Origin of the sequence: Streptomyces sp. NPDC059499 (assembly GCF_042749285.1) — a bacterium.
GTDB lineage: Bacteria > Actinomycetota > Actinomycetes > Streptomycetales > Streptomycetaceae > Streptomyces.
Genome location: NZ_JBHYTT010000006.1, coordinates 178,758 through 191,043, shown reverse-complemented (window position 1 = coordinate 191,043; position 12,286 = coordinate 178,758). Strand labels below are relative to the sequence as shown.

The following is a 12,286-nucleotide window of genomic DNA, read 5'->3' as shown; positions in this document are numbered from 1 at the left end:
GACGTTCCGGAACCCGACGACCCGGACGCCCGAAGGCCCGACGACCCTCGGGGGAGGGGCGCCGGGCCGGGACGCTCCGCCTCGCGGCAACCCGGGAACGGGCGGACGGGAGGGCGGGGGGACAGAGTGCGACGAGGGTCAGGGGGGCGGGGTCAGGAGCCGGAGTAGACCTGCTCCGCCCAGCCGGCCACCTGCTCGTCCGAGAGGTGCCGCGCCAGGTCCGCCTCGCTGATCATGCCGATGAGCTTCTTGTTCTCGATCACCGGCAGCCGGCGGATCCGGTGGCTCTGCATCTCCTCGAGCACCGCGTCGACGTCGGCGGTCGCCTCGATCCAGCGCGGTGTGCCGTCGCAGAGCTCGCCCGCCGTCAGCTTCGACGGATCGTGCCCCGAAGCCACGCACTTGATGACGATGTCGCGGTCGGTGATGATGCCGACCATCCTGTCCTGCTCACCATTGGCGGACACGGGCAGCGCGCCCACCTTGTGGTCGCGCATCATCTGCGCCGCGCGGTCGAGCGTCTCGTGTGCCGGGATCCAGTGGGCCCCGGTGTGCATGATGTCCTTGGCGGTGGTCATGGGGATTCCTCCTGCGTGCCGGTGGGCACGGCCGTACGGCCCGAGCGAACCCATCGTCATGGGTCCGTTCGGAGTACGCGAGCGCTGTCACCCGTTCGGGTGCACGCCGAGGGCGCCGGACGCTCAGGGACGGGGTGCCGACCCCCGCGCCGCGAGCATGTCCGCCATCAGGTCGAGCTCGGACCGCTGGGCCTCGGCCATGCCCTGGGCGAGGCGCTTCTCCACCGGCACCGTGCACTGCTCCGCGCAGCCGCGCGCCATGTCCACGCCGCCCTTGTGGTGGTCGGTCATCAGCTGCAGGAAGAGGATCTCGGCCTTCTTGCCACGGGCCGCGCGGAGCCCGTCGAGCTCCGTCCTGGTGGCCATGCCCGGCATGAGGGCTCCGTCGTGGGCCTCGAATCCGGTCTCCGAGCCCCCCGTGCGGTGCGCGGAGTGCCGGTGGCCGGACATCCACGCCATCGGTTCCTGCCCGGCGGGTGCCGTCTTCGGCAGCTCCCACAGGTCCAGCCAGCCGAGCAGCATGCCCCGCTGGTTGGCCTGCGTGTTGGCGATGTCGTACGCGAGGCGCCGTACGTCCTCGTCCCGCGTACCGTCACGCACGATGAAGGACATCTCCACCGCCTGCTGATGGTGCACGGCCATGTCGCGTGCGAAGCCCGCGTCCGCCGACTCCGCAGAGGGGGTACGGGGTGCCGGGGCCGCCCCGTCGTCCCGGGCGGCGGCGACCGTTGCCGCCCCGGCGAACAGCAGGGCCAGCGCCACGGCGGAGCCGGCCACCCACCGCGTACGGCGCGTGCGTACCGAGCTCACCCGTCGATCCCACCCGTACAGGGCGCACCCGGCTCGGGCGTCTGCTTGCCCTGGACGTACTTCGCGAAGAACTGGGCGACCCGCCGGTCGTCCGCACCGTCCACCGTGACCTGCTTGCCCCACGCGCTCAGCATGATCGGGCCGGCCTGTCCCTCGTACGGGCTCATCAGCGAGAACGGGGTGCTGTCGACGCGGGCCGCGAGCTTCTTCACATCGGCGTCGGCCGCCTTGTCGTTGTACGTCACCCACACCGCGCCGTGCTCCAGGGCGTGCACGGCGTTGACGTTCGGGACGGTTTTTTCGTATACGACGCCGTCGCAGTTCAGCCAGGCCGGATGGTGGTCTCCACCGACCGGCGGCTCCATGGGGTACGCCACCTCGGTCGTGACGTGGTTGCGGGTCAGCTTCTTCGCGTCCCAGGACTTCTCGCCCGCGACCGGCTCGGCGGCCAGCTTCTCCTTCTCCTGCTCGGTCTGCTTGGCGTCCTGGGCCCGGCTCTCCGCGTTCCGGTCGCTCGCCTCCGACCTCTCCAGCAGCATGTACGTGCCGAAACCGAGCAGACCGGTGACCACGACGGCGCTCAGGCCTATGGCGAGGACACGGTTGCGGCGATCGCGCGCCCGGTCTGCCTTGCGCATCTGCTCTATGCGGGTCCTGCGCTCGAAGCTCATGTCGTCGGGTCCTTCTGCCAAGGGGAGGGAGGGACGGAACGGGCCGGAAAAGCGGGTGCGCGCAAGGCTGTCGAAAGGCCTCCACGCCCCTTGCACACCATGGCCGCCGATCGTAGTGGGTGGCCGAGTGCTCTCTCTCACACCGTGTGCGTAATCTGGGTGAAATCCCGGGTCGTGATACTGGAGTGTCTCCCCTACCCCGGGCGGTGGTGCACGGACCGTCTGAACTGCAAGGATGTGGCTATGGACAAGCAGCAGGAATTCGTCCTCAGGACGCTTGAGGAGCGAGACATCCGCTTCGTACGGCTGTGGTTCACCGATGTACTCGGTTACCTCAAGTCCGTCGCCGTCGCCCCCGCCGAGTTGGAACAGGCCTTCGACGAGGGCATCGGCTTCGACGGCTCGGCCATCGAGGGCTTCGCCCGTGTATACGAATCGGACATGATCGCCAAGCCGGACCCGGCCACGTTCCAGATCCTGCCGTGGCGCGCGGAGGCCCCCGGAACGGCCCGGATGTTCTGCGACATCCTGATGCCGGACGGCTCGCCCTCCTTCGCGGACCCGCGCTACGTGCTGAAGCGCATCCTCGCCAAGACCTCCGACCTGGGCTTCACCTTCTACACCCACCCGGAGATCGAGTTCTTCCTGCTGAAGAACAAGCCGGTCGACGGCAGCCGCCCGACCCCCGCCGACAGCTCCGGCTACTTCGACCACACCCCGCAGAACGTCGGCATGGACTTCCGCCGCCAGGCGATCACCATGCTCGAATCGATGGGAATCTCGGTCGAGTTCAGCCACCACGAGGGCGCACCCGGCCAGCAGGAGATCGACCTGCGGTACGCGGACGCGCTCTCCACCGCCGACAACATCATGACCTTCCGTCTGGTCATGAAGCAGGTCGCGCTGGAGCAGGGCGTGCAGGCGACGTTCATGCCGAAGCCGTTCTCGGAGTACCCGGGCTCGGGCATGCACACCCACCTCTCCCTCTTCGAGGGCGACCGCAACGCGTTCTACGAGTCCGGCGCCGAGTACCAGCTCTCCAAGGTCGGCCGCTCCTTCATCGCGGGCCTGCTCAAGCATGCCGCGGAGATCTCCGCCGTGACGAACCAGTGGGTCAACTCCTACAAGCGCATCTGGGGCGGCTCCACCCGCGCCGCCGGAGCGGGCGGCGAGGCGCCCTCGTACATCTGCTGGGGCCACAACAACCGCTCCGCGCTGATCCGCGTCCCGATGTACAAGCCCGGCAAGACCGGATCGGCCCGCGTGGAGGTCCGCTCCATCGACTCCGGCGCCAACCCCTACCTGACGTACGCGGTACTGCTCGCCGCGGGCCTCAAGGGCATCGAGGAGGGCTACGAACTCCCGGCCGGCGCCGACGACGACGTCTGGGCGCTTTCCGACGCCGAGCGCCGCGCGATGGGCATCGAGCCGCTGCCGCAGAACCTGGGCGAGGCGATCTCGCTGATGGAGAAGAGCGAGCTGGTCGCGGAGACGCTGGGCGAGCACGTCTTCGACTTCTTCCTCCGCAACAAGAAGCAGGAGTGGGAGGAGTACCGCAGCGAGGTCACGGCCTTCGAGCTGAAGGCGCTCCTGCCGGTGCTGTAATCGCAGGTCGGCGCCGTTAGGGCGTGTGGGCGTGGCTTCGGGCCGACGGTGTGATTCCGTCGGCCCGAAGCTGTGTCAGAGGGCTGGGCCGTCTGTGGGCCGTGTACCCGACGTGCCCGTCGCAGACCCCAGGGTCTCGCTGTCCGGTGCGCTGGGCCTGCGCCCGTGCTTTCGAACCTGATCGAACACCGTCGCGGTGGAAGGCCTGATTGCCACAGTCTGGTGGGCCACAGTGTCCGGGGCCTTGATGCTGTGGGAGAGCTGCGATGCGAGGACGCGAGGAATCACGGGAGGGCCGCAGTACCCGTATCCCTCAAGGCTGAAGCGCGTGCCACGAGGAGCAGTCGGTCTGCGGTGATCATCAACGGATCACGGCACGAGAGAGACGAGACGACTTTGCGCAGGAACATCGCGATTGCCTTGACGGCCGCGACGTTGATCGCCGGCACCGTAACCGCACCCGCGGCCTTCGCCGGGGCCAGTGGCGCTCAGGCGTACACCTGTCACTACTCCGTTTCGGGAGACAGGGCGTATGCCGGCTACTACAGCGGCAATACGGTTATCCCGAGCTCCAGTGGGGTGTCGAGTTCCGGCATCGAGGCGCAGTGCCTGCTCAAGAGGGCAAAATTCGAACCCGGCACGATCGACGGTGTCTTCGGGCCCAACTCCCGAGCCGCTACCAGGCAGTTCCAGACCCTGATGAACAACGCGTTCGGCTACGGCATCGACATCGACGGCATCGTCGGCCAGGACACATGGCCTGCGCTGCGGTGGTACGCCATGTACAACGCCTGAGCAGCCGTCAGCGTCCACGGCTCGGAACTGCCGGACCACGACATGAGGGAGACGGGACGACATGCGCAGAAGCATTGCGACGGCTTTGACAGTCGCCACACTGATTGCCGGCACCGTTGCCGCGCCGGCCGCCTTCGCCGGCACCGCCGCCGCTCAGGCGTACAGCTGCGGCTTCAACGCCATGGAGCCCTATGCGTACGCCGGCTACTACGAGGGCATGACGGTCGTTCCGAGCTCCAGTGGGGTGTCGAGTTCGGGCATCGAGGCGCAGTGCCTGCTCAAGTGGGCAGGGTTCGACCCCGGCACGATCGACGGTGTCTTCGGGTCCAACTCCCGTGCCGCTGCCAAGCGATTCCAGACCATGATGAACAACTCGTACGGTTACACCCTCGCGACCGACGGCATCGTCGGCAGCAAGACATGGCCTGCTCTGCGAACCTATGTCTGCTATCGATCATAATCATTCGTTCTGTTCCGGTGAACGCACGCTTCGGGCCGACGGTTTCGTACCGTCGGCCCGAAGCCGTTTCGGATGTGCTGGGCCGTCTGTGGGCCGTGCGGTGTGGCGCCGACGGCCTCGTACGTACCGTCCGGAGACCGTCCGGGTGCGGCCTCCACAGCACGGCGCGAGGTGCGTGTGGAACCCGCAGCCTTCGTGAACCGTGGGGTGCTGCGGCCGAGGCAGGTGCTCGTTGCCTTGATGTCCTCATCGGCGTCCAGGAGCACCGACGCCCCGCCAGGCCGCACTTCGAGCCGCCTGTTGCCGGGAGAGACGCTGACCTGACCAGGTGCAGCCGATCACCTCGTCACTCGAACGACGCATTCACGGTGCCGGATCTGGCGCAGCGCCGGAAGGTGAGCGGAACGGGCATTCCCACTCAGGAGGCGCATGTGAGCGCGATGGACATTCCCGAAGAGGCGCCACGCGCAGCAAAGGCGGCGGCACCGGCGGCGAGAGCGGGCACGCCACTCCTGGGCTGGGTGACTCTGGCCATGATGACGACCGCTTCGGTGGCCAGCCTGCGGGCCGCACCGACCATGGCGGTGTACGGACTCGCCTGTGTGTTCCTGTACCTCGTCCCAGCCATCTGCTTCCTGCTGCCCACCTCGCTGGTGTCGGCGGAGCTGGCTTCCGGCTGGTCCGGCGGTGTCTATCGCTGGGTCAGCGAGGGCCTGACGAAGCCGCTCGGTTTCCTGGCCGTCTGGTGCCAGTTCGCGATGACGATCTTCTACTACCCGAGCCTGCTGGCCTTCGTCGCGAGCACGCTCGCCTACGTCATCAACCCGGCCCTTGCCTCCAACGGTGTCTACACGGCCATCGTCATCATGGTCCTGTACTGGACAGGCGTCTGGATCTCCTCCCGCGGCACCAAGGCACTCGCCGGCCTCGCGTCCTGGGGCCTGGTCATCGGCACCCTCGTTCCGGGCACGCTTCTGGTGGTCCTCGGCATGGTCTTCCTCGGCCAGGGCAACCCCTCCGCCGCGCCCATGGACGCGGGCCACATCCTCCCGCCCTGGGTGGGCATTGCCAGCCTCGTGCTGATCGTCAACAACTTCCTCAGCTATTCGGGCATGGAGATGAACGCCGTCCACGTCTCCTCGCTCAAGGACCCGCCCCGCGAGTTCCCGAAGACGATGTTCCTGGCTATGGGGATGGTGCTGCTGATCTTCATCCTTCCCGCACTCGCCATCAGCTGGGTCGTGCCCGCCGACCAGCTCTCCCTGACCGCAGGCGTCATGCAGGCGTTCGACGCGTTCTTCGCGTACTTCGACATCGGCTGGCTGACCCCCATCGCGGCCGTTGCCTTGGTCTCCGCGTCGCTGGGCGGCATGCTCACCTGGCTCGCCGGGCCGTCCAAGGGCCTGCTCCTGATCTCCCGGCAGGAGGGCTACCTGCCGCCCTACCTCCAGAAGCTCAACGGTCGCGGCGTCCAGCAGAACATCCTGGTCACGCAGGGCATCGTCACCTCGGTGATCGCTCTGATGTACGCCCTGATCCCGAACGTCTCAAGTGTGTACTGGATCTTCTCGGTGATCACCACACAGGTATACCTGGTCATGTACCTGTTGATGTTCGCAGCCGCGGTCCGCCTCCGTAAGACCCAGCCGGACCACCCCCGCGGCTACCGCGCCCCGGCCCTCACCCTGATCTGCGTCGTAGGCTTCGCGGCCTCGGCGGCGGCCCTCGTCATCGGGTTCATCCCCTCCTCCCAGTTCGGCGGCGGCAGTGTCTTGGCGTACGTCGGCTTCATCGCAGCCGGACTGCTCCTCCTCGGCTTCGTCATCCCCTGGCTGTTCCTTCACTTCCGCAAGCCCAGCTGGCGCTCGGTCGAGACCGCCGAGAGCACGACGGGAGACGCGTCATGAGTACCGGCACGAAATCCTCGCAAGACAGATGGATCTACATCGGCGCGATCGTGATCCTCGTGGCGCTGGTGGTGGTCGGGCTCATCACCTACGGGAGCCTGCGCGCCACCAACCAGTCCACGAGAAAGGCCAATCAGCTCGCTGACGAACTGGAACAGGCGGGCTACCCACGGCCCGACATCGACCAGGTGGCCCGCACGCTCGGCACCGACGGCGGCCACGTCTGCGAAGACCCCGCGTCCGCACTCAAGACCGCCCTGTGGAAGATCAACCTCTCCAACGGCGCGACCGGACCTGGGCAGCGCCCGGTCATCGCGGACCGCAGAGCCGTGGAAGCGGGCGCGATCATCCTTGGGGTCTACTGCCCGGACAAGCTGGAGAAGGTCCGGGACAGGATCGACGAGCTGAAGACCGACGACACGGTGGAGGGTGAGAGCAATGGCTGACGCTCCGCCTGACTCCGGCGGCCCGCACTCCGACGGGCTCGCCGACGCGATCGCGGCGCTGATGCCTCGCGCCAAGGCCGATCTCGCCGAACTGGTCGCCATCCCCTCCGTCGCCGATCCTCGGCAGCAGCCGCCGGAGGAGTGCCGCAGAGCCGCCCAGTGGGTCGCCGACGCCTTCAGTGAGGCCGGACTCTCCGATGTCCGTCTTGCCGAGACCCCGGACGGCAGCCACGCCGTGCTCGGGCACCGGCCGCCACCGCCTGGTGCGCCCACGGTCCTGCTCTACTGCCACTACGACGTGCAGCCCCCTCTCGACGACGACGCATGGACCTCGCCGCCGTTCGCCCTCACCGAGCGCGACGGTCGTTGGTACGGGCGAGGCACGGCGGACTGCAAGGGCAATATCGTCATGCACCTCACGGCGCTGCGCGCGCTCGGCGCCGACCTTCCCGTCGGGCTGAAGTTCGTCGCAGAGGGCTCCGAGGAGCAGGGAACGGGCGGCCTGGAGCGCTATGTGGTCCAGCATCCCGAGGAGTTCGACGCGCAGGCGCTGCTGATCTGCGACACGGGCAACGCCGCCGTGGGCCGGCCGACGGCCACGTCCTCGTTGAGAGGGCTCGCCAATGTCGTCGTCACCGTCTCCACACTGCGCGGCGATGTCCACTCCGGGATGTTCGGCGGCCCCGCCCCCGACGCCCTCGCGGCGCTCATCGTCATGCTCGCCTCGCTGCGGGACCCCGATGGCGGCACCCGGATCAAGGGCCTGGACTGCTCAGGGACCTGGACCGGAGTCCCGTACGACGAGGCGCAATTCAGGGCCGACGCCGGTGTTCTGGACAGCGTACGACTCACCGGTTCAGGGTCTGTCGCCGACCGCGTGTGGGCCCGGCCCGCGGTCACCGTGCTCGGGGTCGACTGCGCACCTGTCGTCGGGTCGGCCGCCGCCGTGCCGGCCGAGGCGCGTGCCCGGGTCAGCCTGCGGGTGCCACCCGGTACGGATCCGGAGGCCGCGCGCGCGGCGCTCACCGCACATCTTGAGACTGCGGCCCCGTGGGGAGCGCAGGTCTCGGTGGCAGCCGAGGCCACCGGCTCGCCGTTCCGCGCTGCCACCGACGGACCCGCCTATGCGGCGCTCGGCAGGGCGATGAACCAGGCGTATGGCCGCCCCTTGGAGTTCTTGGGGCAGGGTGGCTCCATCCCGCTCTGCAACGTACTGGCCGACACCTTCCCCCGAGCCGAGATCATCCTGATGGGGGTCGAGGAGCCACGGTGTCTGATCCATGCACCCAACGAAAGCGTGGACCCGACAGAGATCGAGCACATGGCTCTCGTCGAGGCACTGTTCCTGCGCGAATACGCGAACCTTCACGCTTGATGCCGCCCCCTCCCGACACGGGTGTCGGGAGGGGGCACGGGGCGTCAGCGGAGTTCGTACGCGACCGCTTCCCGGATCTCCCCGGGCAGGCCGTCGTACGCGGCGAGCCGGGCGAGGGCGGCGCGGCTCTCGGGCACGGACTTGGTGCAACTGAGCGCGCCCACTGCCTTTTCGGCGGCCATGCCGCGCTGGACGTAGAGCTCGGCGAGGTCCATGAGCCACGGTGTGAGGGCGGCCTCGTCGTCGACCATGAGGCCGCACCAGTACAGGGTCCGCTCGGCGATCCAGGCAGTGATGCGGCGGGTCCAGATCTCCTGGAAGCCGGCCGTGGCGAGCCCGCGACGGGCGCACTCGGCCTCGGCCTCGGCCATGCGTCCGGCCGTCACGTGCCGGGCGTAGGGCATGCGCTCGCGCAGGACGGCACGGATCTCGGTCCACTCGGGGTACGCGTCGTCGCCGGAGTCGTGGAGGACCGTCTCCTGCGGCGGCTCCGGACCGGCGAGCGGCTCGGACGGGAGGCAGGCTTCCAGCACGGCCCGCGCGTAGGCGAGGGTCTCCTCGTCCTCCTTCTCCGTGGTCCAGATGAAGTCGTTGTCCCACGGGTACGGGTAGGCCAGCAGCACCCCCGCCAGCAGCGGGGTTTCATCGGTGGCGGTCACGAGACTCCCAGGTAGTCCATCGCGCTCTTGGGGTCGTTCATCTTGCCGGAGTCCAGCGCCGCCCGCTTGTCGGCGTCGCTCTTGGCGTTCCACGCGTCGTCCATGGCCTTGATCTGCTGCGGCGTGAAGTCCTGGCCGGCGATACGGACTCCGAGCCCGTTCTCGGCGAAGGTCTGCGCCGGAGTGCCCCCAGGGGTGACGTTGTTCTTCTTGTCCGTCTGGTAGCCGTCGAAGATCTTGTGCCAGTCCTTCTTCTGCTCGATCTCGTAGCGGGCTGCCCTCGGCGGGGTGGCGCCGTCCTCCTTGGCCCAGTCCGCGAGCCGCTTCGCCTGGGCCGGGACGGTGTACTTGGTGGCGGCGTTGGCGGTGTTCTTCACCTCGACGGCGTGGATGTTGCCGTCCTTCCCCTTGTAGAGGACGTCGACGTCGTCCACAGCGCTGACATCGACCGTGGTGCCGTCGCCCATGTCGACGGTCTGGCGGCCCTTCTTGCCACCGACCGCGCCGTAGACCTTGGTGCCCTCGGCGGCCTCGCCGACCGCGCGCCGGGCGGCGCTGACCTCGGCCATCGACTCGGCCAGCTTGTGCCGGTTGCCGGCCTTGAGCACCTCGGACGCCAGCGACCCCCGCGTCTGGGTGTCGATGGAGGTGTCCTTGAGCATGCCGTCGAGGTCATCCAGCACGGCGGCCAGCTCCTCCTTGCTGTACTCGCCCTTGCTGTAGTCGGGATTGTCTTTGGCCTTCGCGACCAGGTCGTCGATGGCCTTCTCGTTGAGGTTGAGGCGGTCCGACTTGGGCGTCTTGCTCTTGTCGCGGGCATCGAGGATCGTCTGCTTGACCTTGGCGGCCACATCTCCGAGCTCGGCCGCGTCGGCCACCCTGTCCGCCTCGTCCGCCTGCTCCTGCGCCTCGCGGGCATCGTCCGCCTCGGCGCCCTTGCAGCCTTCGCCGTTCTCCGCGAAGAAGCCCACCGGAACCGCAGCGGGCGCGGCCGCGAGGACGACGGTGCCGCCGCCGGACCCGCCGAGGGGGCGTGGGGCGCCTCCGCCGTACGGGACGAGGCGCGCGCCGCCCAGAGCGGCGAGCTTGCATTCGCCCGCTTCCTCGACCTTCTTCCTCGCATCGTCGGCGACGTCCTGGGCTTCGTCCGCGGCGTCCCGGGCGCCCTTGGTGTCACCGGCGCCCACGGCCTTGCGGGCGCGGCCCGCCGCGTCCTTGGCCTTGTCCACGGCCTCGGTGACGGCTCCGGCGATCTTGCCGAGGCGGCCGAGCTTGCCGAGTTTGGCGGCGGCCTTGACCTCGCCGTAGCCGGGAATGAACAGCGAGCCGACGTTCCATATGACGTTGCTGACCGCCTGGGTCTCCTCGCCGCGGTTCCAGCTGTCGCGTACCTCGTCACCGACGAACATGTCGTCCAGCGGCTTCACGACGACGTCGACGCCGCTCCCGCCCCAGTCGGTGAGCGCGTCCCAGTAGTCGCCCCTGTCCCACTTGTCACCGGCTTCCTTGGTGCCCTCGTGCCAGGGGTCATCGAGCGTCTTGCCGTAGTCCCACAGGCCGGTGACGCTGTCGATCGGGTGAATGATCGTGTCCCAGGTGTCGGTGACATCGCCCCACAGGCCGTCCACGACGATGCCCTCGCCGACCTGGCCGAGCTGGTCCAGGGTGCAGCCCCAGAAGCCGGAGCACTCCTTCTTCTCGTCGCCGCCGTCATCGCCGTCATCGCCGTCCTGCGACGCCCCGTCCCCGATCTGCTCGTACGGGTCGGTCGGGTCGCCGTCCTCGTCGTCCTCGGAGCCGGGTGGGCCGTCACCGGGGCCGTTCTGGCCGCCGGTGGTGCCCTCTGTGCCGCCGGTGGTGCCCTCTGTGCCGCCGGTGGTGCCGCCCGTGCCGCCGGTGGTGCCGCCCGTGCCGCCGGTGGTGCCGCCCGTGCCGCCGGTGGTGCCGTTCGTGCCGCCGGTGGTGCCGTTCGTGCCGCCGGTGGTGCCCTCTGTGCCGCCGCCGGTCACGCCTCCGTCGATGGAACCGTCCGCGCCGTCGCCCGTTTCGTCGCCCGACTGGGTTGTCTCACCGCCACCGTCGGCCGGGCAGGACTGGCCGACCACGGAGCAGATGGCCTCCTTCAGCCGAGCGGACATCTCTCCGCCGACCCCGCTCAGTACCAGCGCCATGATGATGGCGACCACCATCACGACCAGGCCGGTGTACTCCACCGCCGACTGACCGCGGTCCCGGCGCCAGGTGATCATGTGGGGGAGGGAGAACGGCGGCCGCTCCTGCCGATGGGACGGCGTCGAACGGAACCACTCCCGCGAGTCCTTCGTGCACAGGAAGACCAGGATCACGACGGGCAGCACGAGTTGGGTGAGGCCCTGGACCGAGCCGTCCCGCAGGTTGGCCAGGCCGCCGGATATCAGCCAGGCCTGTACGGCGATCAGCCCCCAGCGGACCCCGTTGCCGCCCGTCCACGCCCGGCGTGCGAGCAGCCACCCGGTGACACCGGGCGCCGCCGCGTACAGCAGCATGCCGAGCAACAGGCCGCCCAGCGCGTCCACCTGGGCGGCGGAGAGCAGCAGGCCGAAGCCACCCACGACCGTCGCCCCGAACAGCACGTACACGAGCCAGCGCGCGACCACCAGTTGCTGCGGCATCGCGCGTCGCGCGACTCCGCCCGCCCCGGCGACATCAGCATGAAAAGACATACTCATCCACCCCCCAGCGGCGAGAGTAGGTCACCAGAGCGATTTCCAGGTGGGCCCTCGGGCCCAAATGGGGGGCCCAACTTCCGGTCCACGGAGCGTCTTCGGACTACCGGACCGTGGAACCCGTCCTCGCCGAGGAGGCACGCGAGCTACTCGGCACGGACACGCTGACCCGCGCTCACGTCAAGGACTTCGACGTCTTCCCCCACGTCTGGGGTCACTCGGGCGACTGATCCGCAGGGCCACCGGGCCGGGCCGGTACCGGCCGGTGAAGGAAC

At 68.8% G+C, this 12,286-nt stretch carries 11 protein-coding genes; 6 read left to right on the top strand and 5 right to left on the bottom strand.

Annotation, left to right across the window (positions count from 1 at the left end; all coding sequences use genetic code 11):
• Positions 1-152: 152 nt before the first annotated feature.
• The 3 genes from ACFW9O_RS16785 to ACFW9O_RS16775 all read right to left on the bottom strand — a co-directional run bounded on the left by ACFW9O_RS16785 (position 153) and on the right by ACFW9O_RS16775 (position 2,059).
• Positions 153-578: a CBS domain-containing protein gene (locus tag ACFW9O_RS16785; protein WP_351181821.1), complete on the bottom strand. Its 426-nt coding sequence runs from the start codon at positions 576-578 to the stop codon at positions 153-155.
• A 123-nt stretch (positions 579-701) separates the two neighbouring features.
• Positions 702-1,388, bottom strand: a complete 687-nt coding sequence (locus tag ACFW9O_RS16780; protein ID WP_384609977.1) for a DUF305 domain-containing protein — start codon at positions 1,386-1,388, stop codon at positions 702-704.
• Positions 1,385-2,059 (bottom strand): DUF3105 domain-containing protein, encoded by a 675-nt coding sequence (locus ACFW9O_RS16775; RefSeq protein WP_384609975.1) that lies wholly within the window; start codon positions 2,057-2,059, stop codon positions 1,385-1,387. Before ACFW9O_RS16775 ends, ACFW9O_RS16780 begins: the two co-directional genes overlap by 4 nt.
• A 243-nt stretch (positions 2,060-2,302) precedes the next feature.
• Here ACFW9O_RS16775 and glnA point away from each other — a divergent pair, with 243 nt between their 5' ends.
• From glnA to ACFW9O_RS16745, 6 genes are all read left to right on the top strand, one after another.
• On the top strand, positions 2,303-3,664 hold the full coding sequence (gene glnA / locus ACFW9O_RS16770) for a type I glutamate--ammonia ligase (RefSeq protein ID WP_351181830.1): 1,362 nt from the start codon (positions 2,303-2,305) through the stop codon (positions 3,662-3,664).
• Positions 3,665-4,018: 354 nt separating this feature from the next.
• Positions 4,019-4,459: a peptidoglycan-binding domain-containing protein gene (locus ACFW9O_RS16765; RefSeq protein ID WP_351182511.1), complete on the top strand. Its 441-nt coding sequence runs from the start codon at positions 4,019-4,021 to the stop codon at positions 4,457-4,459.
• Between the two features lie 61 nt (positions 4,460-4,520).
• The gene (locus tag ACFW9O_RS16760) at positions 4,521-4,919 is read left to right on the top strand and encodes a peptidoglycan-binding protein (protein ID WP_384609971.1); all 399 of its coding nucleotides are present in this window, start codon (positions 4,521-4,523) and stop codon (positions 4,917-4,919) included.
• A gap of 431 nt (positions 4,920-5,350) precedes the next feature.
• Entirely contained in the window at positions 5,351-6,826 is a 1,476-nt protein-coding gene (locus ACFW9O_RS16755; protein ID WP_384609968.1) for an APC family permease, read from the top strand.
• Positions 6,823-7,272, top strand: a complete 450-nt coding sequence (locus tag ACFW9O_RS16750; protein WP_384609966.1) for a hypothetical protein — start codon at positions 6,823-6,825, stop codon at positions 7,270-7,272. The genes ACFW9O_RS16755 and ACFW9O_RS16750 overlap by 4 nt, the downstream gene beginning before the upstream one ends.
• A complete protein-coding gene (locus tag ACFW9O_RS16745; protein ID WP_384609963.1) occupies positions 7,265-8,647 on the top strand; it encodes a dipeptidase in 1,383 nt (460 codons plus the stop codon). Before ACFW9O_RS16750 ends, ACFW9O_RS16745 begins: the two co-directional genes overlap by 8 nt.
• A 44-nt stretch (positions 8,648-8,691) precedes the next feature.
• Here ACFW9O_RS16745 and ACFW9O_RS16740 read toward each other — a convergent pair whose 3' ends face one another.
• Positions 8,692-9,306 carry a hypothetical protein gene (locus tag ACFW9O_RS16740; RefSeq protein ID WP_384609960.1) on the bottom strand — a complete coding sequence of 205 codons (615 nt, stop codon included), beginning with the start codon at positions 9,304-9,306 and terminating at the stop codon, positions 8,692-8,694.
• Positions 9,303-12,008 (bottom strand): hypothetical protein, encoded by a 2,706-nt coding sequence (locus tag ACFW9O_RS16735; RefSeq protein WP_384609958.1) that lies wholly within the window; start codon positions 12,006-12,008, stop codon positions 9,303-9,305. The genes ACFW9O_RS16740 and ACFW9O_RS16735 overlap by 4 nt, the downstream gene beginning before the upstream one ends.
• Between the last annotated feature and the right edge of the window lie 278 nt (positions 12,009-12,286).

Bases quoted from the DNA above. Each gene is read 5' to 3' on its own strand.
- ACFW9O_RS16785 (WP_351181821.1), bottom strand. From the start codon at position 578: ATGACCACCGCCAAGGACATCATGCACACCGGGGCCCACTGGATCCCG.
- ACFW9O_RS16775 (WP_384609975.1), bottom strand. From the start codon at position 2,059: ATGAGCTTCGAGCGCAGGACCCGCATAGAGCAGATGCGCAAGGCAGAC.
- ACFW9O_RS16750 (WP_384609966.1), top strand. From the start codon at position 6,823: ATGAGTACCGGCACGAAATCCTCGCAAGACAGATGGATCTACATCGGC.
- ACFW9O_RS16760 (WP_384609971.1), top strand. From the start codon at position 4,521: ATGCGCAGAAGCATTGCGACGGCTTTGACAGTCGCCACACTGATTGCC.
- ACFW9O_RS16745 (WP_384609963.1), top strand. From the start codon at position 7,265: ATGGCTGACGCTCCGCCTGACTCCGGCGGCCCGCACTCCGACGGGCTC.
- ACFW9O_RS16735 (WP_384609958.1), bottom strand. From the start codon at position 12,008: ATGTCTTTTCATGCTGATGTCGCCGGGGCGGGCGGAGTCGCGCGACGC.
- glnA (WP_351181830.1), top strand. From the start codon at position 2,303: ATGGACAAGCAGCAGGAATTCGTCCTCAGGACGCTTGAGGAGCGAGAC.